We start from the raw sequence: 17,146 nt of genomic DNA, 5'->3' as shown, positions 1-17,146 counted from the left end.
TGCCCCGGGAAACCCGTCCCACTGAGGCCCTGCCGAAGCCGGGACTCCAGCAGATCCCGCTCACGCCGCCGCTGGAACCCAGCTTCAAGGTGGAACACACGGACGACGACGAACCCCGGCAGGCGCGAATCAGCACAGTGGTGTGGGGGTTGATTGTGATCGCCCTCGCAGCCCTGATTGTTATCTCGACACTCGGCTGGGTCACGCTGAACGGTACCTATGTACTGATCGGCCTGATGATCGGCGCGGGCGCAGCCCTGGTGGTCGGTGGACTCCTCTCAGCCCGCAAGGGTTCCGGCACACCAAAGAGCCCGGCGAAGTGAGTGGAAGCAACAACGTGACAAAGCAACCGCAACAGGGAAGGGTGTAGCCATGGACAAGTTCTTCAGCATCGTCAGGGGCTTCGGCCTGAAGCGTGGTCCGCAACGCTGGATCGGCGGCGTCTGCGGAGGAATCGCAGCAAAGCTCAAGGTAGACGTGGCGTACGTCCGAGTCGCTTTCCTGCTCTTCTGCCTGCTGCCTGGCCCCGCATTCGTGGCCTACATCCTCGGCTGGCTCATCCTGCCGGACCAGAACAACAAGATCGCTCTCGAGTCCTTCATCAGCCAACGTTCCCGGTAATTACTGGAGACAGCGAGCCGAAACGCCCCGCCGGCCGGCGGGGCGTTTGGTTGTTTTCAGCCAGGTTTCCAATACCGCACGGTCGTGGGCAAAAGTAACCGTTTGTGTCCCACCCCACATGCGCGTCTACAATCATTGGGAGCTCAGCGTGGCGCTCTGCACGTATTCCTCCAAGCCATGAGTGAGCAAACATGAAAATTGGCATTCTTACCAGCGGTGGCGACTGCCCCGGCCTCAACGCAGTGATCCGGGGATCAGTCCTCAAGGGTATTGCCATCCACGGCCAGGAGTTTGTGGGCTTCCGCGACGGCTGGCGTGGTGTGGTTGAAGGTGATGTCATCGACATCCCCCGCACCATGGTCCGCGGTATTGCCAAGCAGGGTGGCACCATTCTGGGCACCTCCCGCACCAACCCCTTCGAAAACGGCGGTGGCCCGGACGTCATCAAGGCACACATGGAACGCCTGGGCATTGACGCCATCATTGCAATTGGAGGCGAGGGAACGCTGGCAGCAGCCAAGCGCCTCACCGACGCGGGCCTGAAGATTGTTGGTGTCCCCAAGACCGTGGACAACGACCTCGACGCCACCGACTACACCTTCGGTTTCGATACCGCCGTGCAGATCGCAACTGAGGCCATCGACCGGCTCCGCACCACCGGCGAATCCCATCACCGCTGCATGATCGCCGAAGTCATGGGCCGCCACGTCGGCTGGATCGCCTTGCACGCCGGCATGGCAGCGGGCGCCCACGCCATCCTCATCCCGGAACAGAAGGCAAGCATCGAGCAGATCACCGAATGGGTCCAGGAAGCCCACGACCGTGGCCGTGCGCCGCTTGTGGTGGTTGCTGAAGGCTTTGTTCCGGACCACATGGAGTCCCCGCACTCCGAGCGCGGCCTGGATACCTTCGGCCGTCCCCGCCTTGGCGGCATCGCCGATCAGCTGGCACCCGAGATTGAGGCGCGCACGGGCATCGAAACACGGGCCACGATCCTCGGCCATATCCAACGTGGTGGCGTCCCCACCGCCTACGATCGCGTTTTGGCGACGCGCCTGGGCATGGCTGCCATCGATTCCGTAGTGGAAGGCCGCTGGGGCACCATGGTGGCACTGAAGGGTACGGACATCTCCCACGTGGGCTTCGAGGAAGCGCTCGGCAAGCTCAAGACAGTGCCGCAACACCGCTACGACGAAGCGTCTGTGCTCTTCGGCTAGTCGGCTAGGCTGAATCCATGACTCTAGAGCCCACGTCTGCTGCCATTATCCAGCTGGCGTGGGCTCGACGTTTGGGGCTCGACGACGACGCTTTCGCCACCGCTGCCGCCAGGCTCACCACTTCCGCGGCGGACCCGGGCGAGCTGGGCAACCGCATTACCCGTGTGGATGATTCTGCGCGGGCCTTGGTTTTCCTGCGTCTCTTCGGCGTCTCGGCGCTCGTGGGGCCACAGTGGGCCTTGGAAGCTGCGGCGTCCATCCCCGATACGGAGCTCGCCCAGCATGTGACGCTGTTGACCATCACGCGGTCCCACGGCGGACACGGGCTTGGATCCTCCGCCTTATTCTTCGCAGACGATCTGCCGCTCCAGCAGCCCTCCGAAGAACTCACGGTTTCGCAAGGCAACCCCGAAGCGATCACGCTGGAAGGCTTGTGCCCTCCGGATGACGTCAATGAAGTTGGCCTCCAAGGGCTCGAACATCGATTCACCATCATGCACCCCGAAGAGGAACAGCCCACGCCCGTGGCCTGCGGCGCATATTCCGAATGGGAAGGCATCCTGGCCAACATGGGCGTCCTGGTTGCCCCTCCGTGGCGACGGCGGGGCCTGGGCACGCTGGCCGCGTCCATCGCCGCGCACGAGGCCCTGGCATCCGGGCTGACCCTCCAGTGGAAGGCCGACGTCAGCAACACCGGGGCGCTCGCGATGGCCCGCAGCCTGGGCTTTGCCACGGGCGGGCTCCACGCGAGCGTACTCCTGGGCTGACTAAGAACCGAACCGGCCCAGCTTTGGTCCGGTAGAGGGCTCGTCCTTCTCTAAATCCTGGCAGGACCAGCCCAAAAATGGGCTGGTCCCGACACCGAACAAACGCTACTTCCGGACAGTTTCCGGCACGGCCGGTTCTCCAGTGACTTTCCCGCCCCAACCCTGCACCGACTTGGGCTTGCCAAAGAACAACGCCACCACGGCACCCAGCAGAATCGCACAGGCGGGCAACAAGATGGACTGGCTCATCGCCGTCGAGAATCCTGCATGGAGCGCCTCCGGCAGTACGCCGTTCATGGAGGCTTCGCCTACGGGAGCACCGGCGGGAGCCGCAGGCAGCTCTGCCGCGAGTCGCGACTGAATAAGGGCAGCGATGGCCGCCGAGCCCAACACAGCACCGATCTGGCGTGTGGTGTTGAAAACGCCGGAACCGGCCCCTGCCTGGCGTGGTTCCAGGTTGCGGGTGGTCGCATTGGACACCGGCCCCCAGATGAAAGCGTTGGCAACACCCTGCAGGGCGCTGGGCAGCAGGAACATCCAGATGGGAGTGTCCGGCCCCAGGAGCGATGCCGTCCAGAACAATGCCCCGGCCAGGCAGACGAGGCCGAAGGATGCGAACCAACGCGGGTTGGCGCGGTCAATGAGCTTACCCACGAACGGGGCAAGCGCACCCGAAATAACGGCCATGGGGATCATCAGCAAAGCGGACTGTGTAGGCGTCAGGCCCCGCACCGTCTGGTAGTAGAAAATAGTGGGCAGCGGGAAGGCGGTCACCGTGAACCCAACGGCCATGATGGTGGTGTTGCCCAGGGAGAAATTACGGTCCTTGAACAGGCCAAGCGGAAGCAAGGGCTCCCCGCCACGGCGTTCAAGAAGCCACTGCCAGACGACGAACAGCACCAGAACCACGAGCACCGTGATGATCAAACCCCACACGGAAACGACCCCCGTGACGGTCCCCCACTTGTACGTCTGGCCCTCTTGGATGCCAAAGACCAGCAGGAACATGCCGACGGCGGAAAGCACCACGCCCACGACGTCGAACGTGTGGCTGTGCGTGGTCAGTTTCGGTACGAAACGCGTCACCAGGATGAAGGCCACGATCCCGATGGGGACGTTGACGAAGAAGATCCACTCCCAGCCAAGGCTGTCCACCAGCAAGCCGCCGAGGATCGGTCCAATCAGCACGGCCATGCCAGCTGTGGCGCCCCACAGCCCCATGGCTGCACCACGGCGGTCCGGCGGGAAAATGCGCGTGATGACGGCCATTGTTTGGGGAGTCATCATGGCGGCACCCAGGCCTTGAACGGCGCGGGCAGCGATCAACATGGTGACGTCGCCGGAGAGTCCGCACCACAGCGAAGCGAGCGTAAAGACGACCAGACCGATCAGGTACAGGTTCTTGGGGCCAAAGCGGTCACCCAGCCTGCCCGTGATCAGCAGGGGCACGGCGTAGGCCAGCAAGTAAGCGCTGGTGACCCAAATGACGGCGTTGATGTCCGTGTTGAGCCCTTCCATGATCCGCGGGTTCGCGACCGACACGATGGTGGTGTCGATGAGGATCATGAAGAAGCCCACCACGAGTGACCACAGCGCGGGCCATGGCTTAGCTACGTTTTCCAAGGGATTCCTTCGGCTTGTGTGAAAGTTCGGTTGGAGTTGGCAGGGGTTCATCCCAGGGCAGGCGCCCATTGCCCAACTCCTCGAGGAGATCGCGGATCCACGCGATCTCCGTTCGGCGCATTGCCTGTTGGTACGTGATGTCGATCCAGTACTTGCGGTCCAGCCCCTTGGCCGTCACGGTTGCCTCCGCATGGACCAGGAAGTCGAGATCGGCGCCGAGGGCCACCAGCCGCTCCTCCAGCAGTTCCATGACCACTGCAGCTGGAAGGTGGTGAGCCTCAGCTATTGCGTGCGGAAAGACGGGGTATTCGTTGACGGGAGTGGAGAGCATGGCCTGGAGACGTGCGCCGAGGGCCTCGTGTCCGGCGGGGGTGATCCGGTACGTGGTTCGCTCGGGACGGTTGCCTTCACGTTCCGTTCCTGTGGCCTCGACAAGCCCGTTTTCCTCAAGTCGGCCCACGGAATGGTAGAGCGTGCCGGGGCGGACCTTGACGAGGCGGTCTTCATGACGGGCCATCAACAATTGGTACATCTCATACGGATGCATGGGTTCTTCTGCGAGGAGAGCCAGTGAGGCGACTCCAAGCGGAGTCAATTCAGCGACCTTAGGCACAACACCCAGCCCCTTCCGATCAAATATTCCACAACAACTATTCCACGTGGAATATCTAGACGCAAGAAAGCCCGGCCGCTGTGCGACCGGGCACTCCTCGCGTTGGTTGCTTAGCCCAGGAGTTCTTGGATCTCTGACCTGGCAAACATAGCGGCAGCCTCGCGCGCGGTGGGGGTTCCGGCGTCGGGATCCGCTCCAGCATCCAGCAGGACCCGGGCCACGCCGGTGTATCCCTTGAAGACCGCCCCGGCGAGTGGGGTCTGTCCGCGATCATTCGCGGCGTTGACGTCAGCACCGTGATGGAGGATCAGCTGCGCGGCTTCCTCGTGCCCGTGATAGGCCGCCAGCATCAGCAGCGAGTCGCCAGCGGCATTGGTCATTGTGGCAGGAGCGCCGGCGTTCAAGTAGCCTCGCAGCAACTCTGTGTCACCTTCGCGGGCAGCATCAAACAAGGCGTGGGCCAGGGCCAACGTTTCGTCGTCGGGGCCTGTAGCTTGGCTCATCGGTGGGGTCCCTTCAGGAATCCGGTCTGGCGCCCGACAACCTGGCCGGCGTCGGGGGCGACGATCACTTCCTGGGCCGCGATGTAAGGCTCCTCGCCGTCCATCACCGTCAGGGTTTCCTCCGCCGAAACGGACCGCTTGATCACGGCCAAAGCAACGGGTCCCATTTCAAAGTGCTGCGCCACCGATGTCAGAGTACCCACCTTGCGCTCCCCGACAAATACAACGCTGCCAACGGCCGGCAGTGTGTGCTGTGATCCATCAAGCTGCAGGAAAACGAGGCGCCGCGGCGGGTGGCCGAGGTTGTGGACACGGGCAATGGTTTCCTGGCCCTTATAGCAGCCCTTGTTCAGGTGTACCGAGGTCCTCAAAAGGTCCAGTTCGTGCGGAATCGTCTTCTCGTCAGTCTCTGCACCGAGGCGGGGCCGCCAGGCAGCAATCCGCAAAGCATCTGCTGCCATGGCACCTGCCAAGGCGAGGCCTTCCACGGATTGTTCCAACTCGGTGGAAGGAACAAGGTACTCGTACCAGGGGCGTTCGAGGCCGGGATGCGATTCCTCGGGGACGATGCTGTACGCATACCCTCCGGGGCTGACGTGTGGCCATGGATCCTCCCACACCAAGCGGCCGGCCAGTTGCGCCAACGGCTTGGTGGCACCCACCACGGCCCACTGCTCAGAGACGTCTTGGATCTCGACGCGGAGCATGAACTTCATCCTGTTCAGCCACTCGGCCAGCGGCTCCGCCTCGGCGGTCTCCACGATCAGCCAGGTGGTGCCGCCGTCGTCAATAACGCGGGCGTCGAACTCGATGCGGCCCTGAACGCTGAGCAGCAGCAGTTCGCTGGCAACACCGGGCTGAAGATTGGTGAGCTGTTGGGACGAGAGCGTGTTGAGCCAACTGAGCCGGTCCGGGCCAGTCACGGTCACCACGCCACGGTGCGAAAGATCGACGGCGGCGGTACCGGTTGCCAGGGCACGCTGCTCGCGCAGCGGTTCGCCGTAGTGGGCCGCGACGCCGGCATCCAGGCCGGTATCTTCAACGGCACCGGGGCGCGACAACAGGGGGCTCTTGTAAGTCATATGTAGTAGAAGTCCTTGCGGCTCAGCGGTATTCCGTGGTTAGCGGTATTCCGGGTTTTCGAAATCGAATCGGGTGCCCGCTTTCCATTCCTCCGGGAGGTTGCCGTAGGCAGGAATTCCCCCGGCATCCCGCAGGAGCCTGGCCATGTGGAGCAGGTTCCACGTCATGAACGTGGTGTTCCTGTTAGTAAAATCACTCTCCGGCCCACCCGAACCTTCATCAAGATAGCTGGGTCCGGGGCCGACCGGACCGATCCACCCGGCGTCCGCCTGGGGTGGAATGGTGAAGCCGATGTGTTGAAGGCTGTAGAGCACGTTCATGGAGCAGTGCTTGATGCCGTCCTCATTGCCCGTGATGAGGCAGCCACCCACCTTGGGGTAGAACGCCCACTGGCCTTTGCTGTTCAGTTCGCCCGAGTGGGCGTACAGCCGTTCGATGAGTTTCTTGGTCATGGACGAGTTGTCGCCCAACCAGATGGGGCCTGCGATCACCACGATGTCGGCGTCGCGGACATCGGGATAGATCTCCGGCCATTCATCCGTCTTCCAGCCGTGCTGGCGCATGTCGGGATAGACACCACTGGCGATGTCGTGGTCCACCGTCCGGATGAGGCGCGTGGTGACGCCCTGCTTCTCCATGATGTCCCGGCTGATTTTGATCAGGCCATCGGTGTTGCTGAGCTGCGGCGATGGCTTCAGAGTGCCATTGAAAAAGACAGCCTTAAGCCCGCTGTAGCCCTCCGGTTTGAGGTTGGTCACTTTCTGCTCCTTTTGCTGGTTGCTGTGGAACGAACAGTGAGGCCTCGGGTCAGGAAACCTTGTGGAGGAATGCCGAGGCGTGCGCTTCGAGAGCCTTGCCGCTGGCAGCGACGTCCCAGCGCCACAGGAGGTTGCCATCAACCAAGCCAAAGATCCGGGTGGCCGCGGTGTACTCCTTGGAGTGGCTTCCGCGCATCACCATGTCGGTGCTCAGCTGGATTTGGGGTCCTTTGATCTGGCCGTAGTAGAGCTCGGTAATTCCGCCGGGGTGGGCGATCGACACCGAAATGTCGAAGCCGCCCTCCTTGTTGCGGCGTTCCTCGACCTCGTCGGCTGTCTTGAGGACGGGGACGATGTCCGCCGGGATCAGCCCGGGTCCGCCGTCGCCCTCTTCCAGCTTCCGTTCCAAGGCCCAGAACCCGGTCTCAACGGTCAACGGCCGCAACTTTTCGCCGGCATCGTCACTGAGCCAGGTCTCGGCCCGGTACTGCAGGTACGGGAGCCCGTTGTGGGTGAAGGACACGCGCTGAACGAAATGCTCGGAATCCTCGTCTCCGCTGCCGAGCCGGCCGCGGCCTTCCCACTCACCAATGAGCCAGGAAAGAGGGACAAGTTCGGGCGTCAGATCTGTTGGGATCTCAATAGGCACAACGATTACCTCTGGTGGGCTGCAGGATCAGAAGGTTACTTCTGGCCCTTGAAAAGGCGGTATACGACAAAACCCGCAAACCAAGCCATGGCGACGCTGGCCAGGCCAAGGAGAACGAGGAAGAAAATTTCAAATGCGAGTACAGACATGATGCAATCCTAACCTTTAGTAGATGAGTAGTTTGTCTATGAAGTAAGCCAAGGCCCCCACAGCCCAAACAGGCGCTACGCCCATTCCTATGGCGGCAGGGATGTTGAGGCGGCCCCTCCGGAGCGTGGTCATTCGCCGGAAGCACACCAAGACGGATCCCATCACTACGCCCACCAAAGCGGCGGGAAGCACAGCGATATCCGAGAAAACGAGACCAGCGAGCGGACCCATCAGTCCAGCCATCACAACGCCGAGCGGAGCCACGATGCGGTCCGGCCAACGAATGATTCCCACCAACAAGGCCGCCGCGGCACTGAGGCCCGCCACAAGAACCATCTCTTTGACGCCATTGAATCGCGCACTGGCGATCCAACCCGCGCCAAGGCAGTTCAGCAGCACACCGGCAGAGCAGCCAAGAGTGGATTCCAGTCGTTGGGCCTGTCCCGTGCCCCTAATGAGCTGGACGACGAACACAGCCATCACGCCCAGGGCAGCGAACGCCGGTGTACCGTCCAGGAATCCGGGCGCCGGGCTGTAGGCAGCAGTGACAGCCGATCCCGCGCCTGCAAGACCAATGACAGCGGCCAGCGTTTTCTTAGCCGGGACGGCCAGGAAATGCGGCCAGCCGATTCCGACAGCCGCGGAGGCTACGATGCCTACGCCCACCATGGCTTCCCGGGAAACGAAGGTGCTGGCCACGATGGCTGCGAGCGCCACGAGTCCGAATACCCCGATGCTCCAAGACTTCACTGTGTGCCCGACCTCAATCCGATGCGCCTAACGACCTCTCGACAATCCTGCCTTAAGCCGGCCCAATATGTCGTAATTCCAGCGTTGGCCCGTCACGAATCCCTGTGTCGCAGGGCACTGGTGGGTATACTCAGACTTCAACGGCGCACTGTGTTGGCCTTGATCCCGTTACAACGGGCAGAGGCGGCCCGCGCGCTGTGACCGACCGGTGAGACTCCGGTTTCGACGCCCGATGATGCGCGTAAAGCCCATTGGAGGAACTATGTCGCACATCCTGCTCCTAACGAACAGCCCCGGCTCTTCGGTGGACATTTTGCCTGCCTTGGAACTGCTCAACCACCGCGTGCATATCCTCCCGGCAGAACCCACTGCTCTGCTGGAAACTGATCCCACGGATATCGTCTTCCTGGATGCCCGCAAGGATCTGGTGGGCGCCCGCTCATTGACCCAGTTGTTGAAGGCCACCGGCCTGAGCGCACCCCTCATGCTGATCCTCACGGAAGGCGGCATGGCTGCTGTCTCGTCCGCGTGGGCAGTAGATGACATCGTGTTGGACTCCGCCGGCCCCGCGGAAGTCGAGGCCCGCATCAGGCTGGCCATGGCGCGTGCTGTGCCGGGCGAAGAGGAGACGCAGACCGAAATCCGGGCAGCCGGCGTCGTGATTGACGAAGCAAGCTATACCGCCCGGGTCAGCGGCCAGCCCCTGAACCTGACGTTCAAGGAATTCGAACTCCTGAAGTATCTGGCCCAGCACCCGGGGCGCGTATTTACCCGCCAACAACTGCTGACCGAAGTCTGGGGCTACGACTACTACGGAGGCACCCGGACAGTGGACGTCCACATCCGGCGGCTTCGCGCCAAGCTGGGCGTGGACCACGAAAACCTGATCAGCACGGTCCGCAACGTCGGCTACCGGCTCACCCTTGTCCGCCTCCCGGACGATGAGCTGTCCGAGGCCTAAGCGGCCAACAGAGCAAACACAGAAGAGGCCAGAATCCACACGGATCCTGGCCTCTTTCTTCGTTTCTTGGTGGAGGACATACGGGTCGAACGTATCGAGGCCACCCCACTGGTGGATCCCCCCTGTGCTGACTTATGGACAAACCGGAAAGCCGAACGAGATAACGACACTACCTCCCATTTCCAGTGACATCAAATCCCGGGGCTTGCGCCGGGCGTATAGCCTTGCATCATGAGTCACGCGCACCCGGAAAACTGGCCCGTACTGATCATTGCCGGAGCCTTGGACACCGAACTTCTCAGGGACGTCAAGACCCTTGCCGCTGCTGCCGGAGAGTCCGACGGGAATCCTCCCTTCTCCGAGCAGACGTTGGTCACGCTGCGCGGTGCGGACGCGGGGGATCATTCTGTTCTGTCCTTCGTCCTGTACGCCCCGGACGAAGATTCCGATCCCGCCACTGCCGAAGACCTGGCTGGCGTCGCCGTCGTCGTTGAAAATGGCGACGAAAGCGGCGTGCTGGAACTGGCTGTCCACCCGAGCTACCGCAACCAGGGCGTTGCAGGTCGACTGCTGGACGCACTGCAAGGCAAACGGGGCCTCGGCGGATTGAGTGCATGGTCGCACGGCAACCACGAGGCCGCCGCCGAGCTGGCCACGCGCTTCGGCTACGGCCCGGTGCGCGAACTGTGGAAAATGCGGTTGATGTCTTCAACCTCTGCACTGCCCGACGCCGGACTCCCGGACGGCGTTTCACTCCGCGCCTTCGTCCCGGGCCAGGATGAGCAGGCGTGGCTGACAGCCAACAGTGCTGCGTTCTCCCATCACCCCGAGCAGGGTTCCATGACGCGGGCGGACCTAGAGGCGCGCAAGGCTGAAGATTGGTTCGATCCCGCTGGCTTCCTGCTGGCCGTGAATGCCGAGGGTGAGCTTTTGGGTTTCCACTGGACCAAGGTCCACCCCCGGCAAGGGCCGCACCCGGCAATCGGCGAGGTGTATGTGGTTGGCGTGACCCCGGAGGCGCAAGGATTGGGCCTGGGCAAGGCCCTGACGGTTGCCGGCATCAAGCACCTTCAGGACCAGGGCCTGCATGCCGTGATGCTCTACGTAGACGCTGACAACGAGGCAGCAGTAGCCCTATATCAGAAACTTGGCTTTGTTCGCTGGGACACCGATGTGATGTATGGGCCTTTAACCAAAAATTAACCTGACGGGATCAGTTGCCGGAAAGCAGGTGACATCTTGGATTCGAGCGCCGGAATTGCTTGTAATGTGGGAGGAAACCCCGTCCTGAGCTTAGGAGAACCCCATGCAGCCGGACCCCGTCGGCACCGCCGGATCCACCTCGAAGGGCGCAACACTGCCCCCGCGCTTCGGATCATCGGAAGTGCCGGCATCGCGAGCCACCCAGGACCGCATCGACATTCCGGAATTCGCACCGAGCCTGGAGCCCGAGGGCGACATCACCCCGGACCGTTTCCTGGACCGCGAACTGAGCTGGCTGGCCTTCAACTCCCGTGTGCTGGAACTCGCCGAAGATCCTGACCTTTTCCTGCTGGAACGTGTCAATTTTCTTTCCATCTTCGCCTCCAACCTTGACGAGTTCTTCATGGTTCGCGTGGCTGGCCTCAAGCGCCGCATCGCCACCGGGCTCGCCGTGCCCTCCCCTGCGGGCCTGAGCCCCATCGAGGTGCTGGAACAGATCAGCGAAGAAGCCCACAAGCTGCAGGAACGCCACGCACGGGTCTTCGCCGAGCAGATCCGTCCCGCCCTGGCCTACGAACACATCCACATCATGCACTGGAATGAACTGGATGAGGATGCCCGCCACCGGATCAGCATCATGTTCCAGGAGAAGGTCTTCCCCATCCTGACGCCTCTGGCAGTGGACCCGGCGCACCCCTTCCCCTACATTTCGGGTCTTTCCCTCAACCTTGCCGTGATCGTGAGCAACCCGATCAGCGACAAGGAACTCTTTGCCCGTGTGAAGGTTCCGGATCAGCTACCCCGCCTCATTTCCGTGGACGGACCGCGCGCAGGTGCCATCCCGGGCCGCGTGGCCCGGTTCATTGCCCTGGAAGAAGTCATCGCTGTCCACCTGGACAAGCTCTTCCCCGGCATGGAAGTCCTGGAGCACCACACCTTCCGCGTCACCCGTAACGAGGACCTGGAAGTAGAAGAGGACGACGCCGAAAACCTGCTGCAGGCTCTGGAGAAGGAACTCCTGCGGCGCCGTTTTGGCCCGCCGGTCCGCCTTGAAGTCACCACGGACATCAACCCGAATATCAAGGCCCTGCTGATCCGGGAACTTGGCGTCGAAGAATCCGAGGTGTACTCCGTCCCCGCGCCGTTGGACCTCCGCGGCCTGTCCGCAATCAGCGGCATTGACCGCGCCGACCTTCACTACCCCAAGCACGTGCCACACACGTCCCGGTACCTCAACGAGTCCGAGACGTCCAAGGCCGCCAACGTCTTTGCCGCCATGCGGCGCCGGGACATCCTGCTCCACCACCCCTACGACTCCTTCTCCACCTCCGTTCAGGCCTTCCTGGAGCAGGCCGCAGCGGATCCCAAGGTGCAGGCCATCAAGCAAACGTTGTACCGCACGTCCGGTGACTCCCCCATCGTTGATGCCCTGATTGATGCTGCGGAAGCGGGCAAGCAGGTTCTGGCCCTCGTGGAAATCAAGGCCCGCTTTGACGAGCAGGCCAACATTTCCTGGGCACGAAAGCTAGAGCAAGCAGGCGTCCATGTGGTGTACGGCATTGTTGGTTTGAAAACCCACTGCAAGTTGTCGTTGGTGGTGCGCCAGGAAGTGGACGGGCTGCGCCGCTACTGCCACATCGGCACCGGCAACTACCACCCGCGCACAGCACGCTATTACGAAGACCTTGGCCTGCTGACCGCCAACGAGCAAGTGGGCGAAGACCTGTCCAAGCTGTTCAACCAGCTCTCCGGCTACGCCCCGAAGTCAACGTTCAAGAGGTTGCTCGTAGCACCGCGCTCGGTACGTGCCGGCTTGGTGGACAGAATCGAAGCCGAAATCCGCAACGCCCGTGCCGGCGTCCCCGGTTTGGTGCAGATCAAGGTCAACTCGATGGTGGACGAAGCCATCATCGACGCCCTCTACCGCGCCTCGCAGGCCGGCGTGAAGGTTGACGTCGTAGTGCGCGGCATCTGCTCGCTGCGCCCGGGAGTGCCGGGCCTCAGCGAGAACATCACGGTCCGCTCCGTGCTGGGCCGCTTCCTGGAACACTCACGCGTCTTTGCCTTTGGCAACGGTGGCGAGCCCGTGGTGTACATCGGCTCCGCCGACATGATGCATCGCAACCTGGACCGCCGGGTGGAGGCACTGGTGCAGCTGGCCAGCAAGGAAGACACGGCCACCGTCATGGACCTGATGCGTCGCTATGTTGACGACGGGACGGCCAGCTGGCATCTGGACAATCACGGACACTGGACCAGGCACCACTTGGACGACGAGGGCAAGCCGTTGCTGGACATGCAGTCCTGGCTCCTGGCTTCCCGCTCCCGCCAGCGCGCTGCGGCCCGGCGGTAAGGACCGAATTGAACAGCGATACCCCCGTGGCGGATCAAACAGACCACCCCGGCGAGCCGGTGGCCGTTGTAGCCGCCGGCGCCATTCCCTGGCGCGTCACCAAAGGCGCTCTTGAGGTCCTCCTGATCCATCGTCCCCGTTACGACGATTGGTCATGGCCCAAAGGAAAACTCGACGCCGGCGAGACAGTTCCGGAGTGCGCCGCACGTGAGGTGTGGGAAGAGATCGGGCTCCAGGCCCCATTGGGCATCCCGCTTCCGGCGATTCACTACCATGTGGCTGCCGGACTGAAGGTGGTCCGCTACTGGGCCGTCAAGGTCAATGGAGCGCAGCTTCGGCCCGACGGCAAAGAAGTGGACAGCGTCATGTGGTGCAGCCCGGACCGGGCAGCCAGCTTCCTGAGCAACCCGTCGGACGTGGAGCCGCTGGAATACCTCGAGAAGGCCCATGTCCGCGGGGAATTGGACACGTGGCCGTTGGTGCTGATCCGCCATGCGAAGGCGAAGCCGCGGTCCTCATGGACCAAAGCCGAGGGCGATCGCCCCTTGGCAGCCACGGGCCAGCGGCAGGCAGTTGCTGTCCAGCGCCTTTTGGAAGTGTGGAAGCCGCAGCGGGTAGTGACCAGTCCCTGGGCCCGTTGTGTGGCCACTATCGCCCCCTACGCCAAGGCCAGCGGCGTCAAGGTGAAACTGGTGGAAGCACTCACCGAGCACACCCATCAGCGCTCCCCCAAGAAGACGGCTGCCGCAGTTGAGGCCTTGTTCGACAAACAGCTGCCGATCGCCGTGTGCACGCATCGCCCCGCCCTGCCCACGGCGCTGAAGCAGCTGGGTCAGCACATGTCGCAAACCCTGCGTGCCCTACTTCCTTCCGCAGACCCCTACCTGTCGCCGGGTGAGGTCATCGTGTGCCAGGTAGCGCGGGGGTCCGAACGGAAGATTGTGTCCGTGGAGCAGGTCAAGCCTTTCGACGACTAGCTGGGCGGCGGGGAGTTTCGTTCTCCGATGTCGATATGCCGAACTGTTGCAGGCTGTCACGTGGTTTCCCTGCCGCCGAGGCAGTCCTGCAACAGGGTCGGCAAGGTTCGAACACCCGGACGATGACCTCGGCCGTCCTAGCTGCCGAAGAGTTTCTTGCTGAGATTCGTCCAGAAGCCTGGCTCTTTGGACGGATCGATAATTGTTGGTTCGACGGAGAGGTCCGTTCCGCGCTCCCTCACAGGGCGGCGCCGGTTCTTCCAATCCACAGAGTTGAACTCGGGGTTGTAGATCGGCGGCGTGACGCCCTCGGCCCGGAAAATATCCCACATCCACGCTGGAATGTTTTCCACGGTCCGGGGGTATTTAAGGAGCTGTTGTGCCCAAGTCTGTGCACCGACGGGCTTGCCGCCGGGGTGCCAACGGCCGTTGCTCATTCGTTCGAGATGTTCCTCATCGAAGACATCCAAGCGGCCAGCCTTGTTAGGAAAAACGTGGATTTCTGCTGTTGTCCAAGATCCAACGCCGCGTGTATATGACCGATCCCTACATTCATCCAGCCAGTGATCGAGGCATTGCGCTGAAAAATCGTCCTCGAAGCTTTGGCCCGCGGCGCGCGTTATCCGAAGCTGTCAGGTCGCCCTGGGTGAAAGCGGTGTTCATCCCGGACTGGCCCTGGACAATGCCGGCCAGGGCGGTGTTCAGCTCGGACGCGACCAGATCCGAGCGGTTCTTGAAGGAGTCGAACGCGGCCTTGCCAGCGCCGCTGAACTTGCCCTCCAACGGGGTCACGGCATCCACGAAACGCCGCACCAACGCGCCGAGATCCTGATGGGACGCGTCCGTTTGCTTACTCAGATTCCCGAGCGTCTCGGCACCCATATCAAAAATGGCCATTGAATCTCCTAAGTGAAGTGGTCGGTCGTGTGGCGGGCCGAAGCCCCTGCGGCGTGGTCACCACGCCAGCCCAGATTCCCCCATCAGAAGCCGTCTAGGTGACAAAAAGAGCAAACTAGGTGCTGTTTTTGCTACGACTAGGGGACAAAATCACCAAAATTGGGTGGTGGCGAAGCGCGTCTAGGTGTTCCGACGGCATGCAAGCGAAGTGGAGACTCTCTGGTGATTGCCGCCGTCGACGAATTGATAGGAATGGCGCGGGAAGCGGGTTTGGGTGACGAAACGCTCATAGATCTGCTTCGCGGCAGGCTGGCAAGTAAGCTGGACTCGTGAGCATCCCCACCCCTTATGAAGACCTTCTGCGCGACGTCATGGCTAACGGCACGCACAAGTCGGACCGCACCGGAACCGGAACGCGCAGCGTTTTCGGCCGCCAGTTGCGGTTCGATCTTGCCGAAAGCTTCCCCCTGATCACCACCAAGCGGGTCCACTTCAAGTCCGTGGCGGTGGAGCTCCTGTGGTTCCTGCGCGGCGATTCGAACGTGAAGTGGATGCAGGACCAAGGCGTCTCCATCTGGGACGAATGGGCGGATGCCGACGGCGAGCTCGGTCCCGTCTATGGCGTGCAGTGGCGAAGCTGGCCCACCCCCGACGGTGGACACATCGACCAGATCTCCGAGCTCATGACCAATCTGGCAGCCAACCCGGATTCCCGCAGGCACATCGTGTCCGCATGGAACGTCTCCGAACTCAAGGACATGGCATTGCCGCCGTGCCATGCGTTCTTCCAGTTCTATGTTGCGGACGGCAAATTGTCCTGCCAGCTGTACCAGCGCTCCGCGGACACCTTCCTGGGCGTCCCCTTCAACATTGCCTCCTACGCCCTGCTCACCCGCATGGTGGCGCAGCAGCTGGGGCTCGAGCCGGGCGAATTCGTCTGGACCGGCGGAGACGTCCACGTCTATGACAACCACGTGGACCAGGTTGCCGAGCAACTCAGCCGGGAACCGTATGAATACCCGCAGCTGAAAATCCTCCGCAAGCCGGACTCCATCTTCGACTACACGCTGAATGACTTCGAGGTTGTGGACTACCGCCACCACCCCACCATCAAGGCTCCGATCGCGGTATGAGCACTTCATCGTCAGACGTTCCGGCTCAGCTTCCCGGAGTTATCTTCACCCAGGAAACCGCGGCCAGCATGACCGGCATCGGGCTGGTCTGGGCGCAGACAAAGTCCGGTGTCATCGGCAAGGACGGCGCCATGCCGTGGCACCTGCCCGAGGATCTCAAGCACTTCAGCCAGCTCACCACAGGGCACCCGGTCATCATGGGCCGCAAAACGTGGTTGTCGTTCCCCGAAAAGTACCGTCCGCTCCCGGGCCGCACCAACATTGTGGTGACCCGCAACGCAGAGTGGGGGTCCACGCCCGAGGCGGAGGGCGCCGTCGTGGTTTCCTCCCTTGACGCCGCGCTGCTGGAATCGCAGTTCGCACCGGGTGGCCAGAAGGTCTGGATCATCGGCGGCGGCGAAATCTTTGAACAATCCATGGGCATCGCCAACCTGGCGGTCATCACCATCATCGACGCAGACCTGGAGGGTGACACCTATGCCCCCGAGCTCGGTGATGATTGGACCTTCGACGCCGTAGCCCCCGCCGACGGCTGGCTCACCGCCAAGAACGGCACCAACTACCGGTTCACCACATGGCGCCGGACAGAAAGCTAGGAAAGCCTGCATGTTGAAGAAACCCGAAACCCTGTTCGTGCTGGGCTACATGCTGCTGCCGCTTTTCGCCCTGATCTCTGCCATCGTGGGGCTCACCATGATCCTGGGTGGCAACAAAATTGCCGGGATCATAGTGCTGATCGTTGTCACACAGGTATTTACCTTTGGGGCGTTCTTCGCCCTGCGCAAGCGCAAGGCCGTACTTCTCCAAGAGCCCGACGCCGGCCACTAGCCCGGGCGGGCGGCTTGCGGGCCGCTGTGGCGAGTTCCGTCGTCGTGCTTGACCTGCGTG

General features: G+C 62.3%; 20 protein-coding genes. 11 read left to right on the top strand and 9 right to left on the bottom strand.

The features are described from left to right. The first annotated feature begins 71 nt into the window (after positions 1–71). The 4 genes from J3A64_RS24050 to J3A64_RS01845 all read left to right on the top strand — a co-directional run bounded on the left by J3A64_RS24050 (position 72) and on the right by J3A64_RS01845 (position 2,605). Positions 72–323, top strand: a complete 252-nt coding sequence (locus tag J3A64_RS24050) for a hypothetical protein (RefSeq protein WP_286140385.1) — start codon at positions 72–74, stop codon at positions 321–323. 49 nt (positions 324–372) lie between these two features. After that, the gene (locus J3A64_RS01855; protein ID WP_011775618.1) at positions 373–621 is read left to right on the top strand and encodes a PspC domain-containing protein; all 249 of its coding nucleotides are present in this window, start codon (positions 373–375) and stop codon (positions 619–621) included. A 191-nt stretch (positions 622–812) separates the two neighbouring features. Beyond that, the gene (locus J3A64_RS01850) at positions 813–1,838 is read left to right on the top strand and encodes an ATP-dependent 6-phosphofructokinase (RefSeq protein WP_014922397.1); all 1,026 of its coding nucleotides are present in this window, start codon (positions 813–815) and stop codon (positions 1,836–1,838) included. 17 nt (positions 1,839–1,855) lie between these two features. Further along, positions 1,856–2,605 carry a GNAT family N-acetyltransferase gene (locus J3A64_RS01845; RefSeq protein WP_210063533.1) on the top strand — a complete coding sequence of 250 codons (750 nt, stop codon included), beginning with the start codon at positions 1,856–1,858 and terminating at the stop codon, positions 2,603–2,605. A gap of 105 nt (positions 2,606–2,710) precedes the next feature. Here J3A64_RS01845 and J3A64_RS01840 read toward each other — a convergent pair whose 3' ends face one another. The 7 genes from J3A64_RS01840 to J3A64_RS01810 all read right to left on the bottom strand — a co-directional run bounded on the left by J3A64_RS01840 (position 2,711) and on the right by J3A64_RS01810 (position 8,734). After that, the gene (locus tag J3A64_RS01840) at positions 2,711–4,228 is read right to left on the bottom strand and encodes a DHA2 family efflux MFS transporter permease subunit (RefSeq protein ID WP_210063532.1); all 1,518 of its coding nucleotides are present in this window, start codon (positions 4,226–4,228) and stop codon (positions 2,711–2,713) included. After that, positions 4,212–4,841: a PadR family transcriptional regulator gene (locus J3A64_RS01835; protein ID WP_014922400.1), complete on the bottom strand. Its 630-nt coding sequence runs from the start codon at positions 4,839–4,841 to the stop codon at positions 4,212–4,214. Before J3A64_RS01835 ends, J3A64_RS01840 begins: the two co-directional genes overlap by 17 nt. A 110-nt stretch (positions 4,842–4,951) precedes the next feature. Beyond that, positions 4,952–5,344, bottom strand: coding sequence for an ankyrin repeat domain-containing protein (locus tag J3A64_RS01830; protein WP_014922401.1), 393 nt, complete (start codon positions 5,342–5,344; stop codon positions 4,952–4,954). Then, on the bottom strand, positions 5,341–6,426 hold the full coding sequence (locus J3A64_RS01825; protein WP_014922402.1) for a folate-binding protein YgfZ: 1,086 nt from the start codon (positions 6,424–6,426) through the stop codon (positions 5,341–5,343). The genes J3A64_RS01830 and J3A64_RS01825 overlap by 4 nt, the downstream gene beginning before the upstream one ends. A 39-nt stretch (positions 6,427–6,465) precedes the next feature. Then, positions 6,466–7,185: a flavodoxin family protein gene (locus J3A64_RS01820; RefSeq protein ID WP_210063531.1), complete on the bottom strand. Its 720-nt coding sequence runs from the start codon at positions 7,183–7,185 to the stop codon at positions 6,466–6,468. A gap of 49 nt (positions 7,186–7,234) precedes the next feature. Then, positions 7,235–7,834: an FABP family protein gene (locus tag J3A64_RS01815; protein ID WP_011775625.1), complete on the bottom strand. Its 600-nt coding sequence runs from the start codon at positions 7,832–7,834 to the stop codon at positions 7,235–7,237. Between the two features lie 165 nt (positions 7,835–7,999). Further along, on the bottom strand, positions 8,000–8,734 hold the full coding sequence (locus J3A64_RS01810) for a permease (protein WP_210063530.1): 735 nt from the start codon (positions 8,732–8,734) through the stop codon (positions 8,000–8,002). A gap of 262 nt (positions 8,735–8,996) precedes the next feature. Here J3A64_RS01810 and J3A64_RS01805 point away from each other — a divergent pair, with 262 nt between their 5' ends. The 4 genes from J3A64_RS01805 (at position 8,997) to J3A64_RS01790 (ending at position 14,228) form a co-directional block, all read left to right on the top strand. Continuing rightward, on the top strand, positions 8,997–9,695 hold the full coding sequence (locus J3A64_RS01805; RefSeq protein WP_011775628.1) for a response regulator transcription factor: 699 nt from the start codon (positions 8,997–8,999) through the stop codon (positions 9,693–9,695). A 231-nt stretch (positions 9,696–9,926) separates the two neighbouring features. Beyond that, the gene (mshD, locus tag J3A64_RS01800) at positions 9,927–10,898 is read left to right on the top strand and encodes a mycothiol synthase (RefSeq protein WP_210063529.1); all 972 of its coding nucleotides are present in this window, start codon (positions 9,927–9,929) and stop codon (positions 10,896–10,898) included. Between the two features lie 103 nt (positions 10,899–11,001). Further along, entirely contained in the window at positions 11,002–13,251 is a 2,250-nt protein-coding gene (locus tag J3A64_RS01795) for an RNA degradosome polyphosphate kinase (RefSeq protein WP_011775630.1), read from the top strand. Positions 13,252–13,259: 8 nt separating this feature from the next. Then, on the top strand, positions 13,260–14,228 hold the full coding sequence (locus J3A64_RS01790; protein WP_011775631.1) for an NUDIX hydrolase: 969 nt from the start codon (positions 13,260–13,262) through the stop codon (positions 14,226–14,228). Between the two features lie 137 nt (positions 14,229–14,365). Here J3A64_RS01790 and J3A64_RS01785 read toward each other — a convergent pair whose 3' ends face one another. Both J3A64_RS01785 and J3A64_RS01780 read right to left on the bottom strand, forming a co-directional pair. After that, positions 14,366–14,698 (bottom strand): hypothetical protein, encoded by a 333-nt coding sequence (locus J3A64_RS01785; RefSeq protein WP_014922407.1) that lies wholly within the window; start codon positions 14,696–14,698, stop codon positions 14,366–14,368. Between the two features lie 82 nt (positions 14,699–14,780). After that, the gene (locus J3A64_RS01780; protein WP_011775633.1) at positions 14,781–15,125 is read right to left on the bottom strand and encodes a hypothetical protein; all 345 of its coding nucleotides are present in this window, start codon (positions 15,123–15,125) and stop codon (positions 14,781–14,783) included. Positions 15,126–15,454: 329 nt separating this feature from the next. On the opposite strand from J3A64_RS01780, the gene J3A64_RS01775 reads away from it, so the two are divergent. Genes J3A64_RS01775 through J3A64_RS01765 form a run of 3 tightly spaced genes read left to right on the top strand, consistent with a single transcriptional unit; the run spans position 15,455 to position 17,086 of the window. Further along, positions 15,455–16,258, top strand: coding sequence for a thymidylate synthase (locus J3A64_RS01775; protein ID WP_210063528.1), 804 nt, complete (start codon positions 15,455–15,457; stop codon positions 16,256–16,258). Then, positions 16,255–16,854 (top strand): dihydrofolate reductase, encoded by a 600-nt coding sequence (locus tag J3A64_RS01770; protein WP_014922409.1) that lies wholly within the window; start codon positions 16,255–16,257, stop codon positions 16,852–16,854. The genes J3A64_RS01775 and J3A64_RS01770 overlap by 4 nt, the downstream gene beginning before the upstream one ends. A gap of 10 nt (positions 16,855–16,864) precedes the next feature. Further along, the gene (locus tag J3A64_RS01765) at positions 16,865–17,086 is read left to right on the top strand and encodes an NF038396 family protein (protein WP_011775636.1); all 222 of its coding nucleotides are present in this window, start codon (positions 16,865–16,867) and stop codon (positions 17,084–17,086) included. The last annotated feature ends 60 nt before the right edge of the window (positions 17,087–17,146 follow it).

Origin of the sequence: Pseudarthrobacter sp. PvP004 (assembly GCF_017876035.1) — a bacterium.
Classification (GTDB): Bacteria; Actinomycetota; Actinomycetes; order Actinomycetales; family Micrococcaceae; genus Arthrobacter; species Arthrobacter aurescens_A.
Note: the sequence above shows the minus strand (reverse complement) of the source record. Positions and strands in the feature narration are given on the sequence as shown.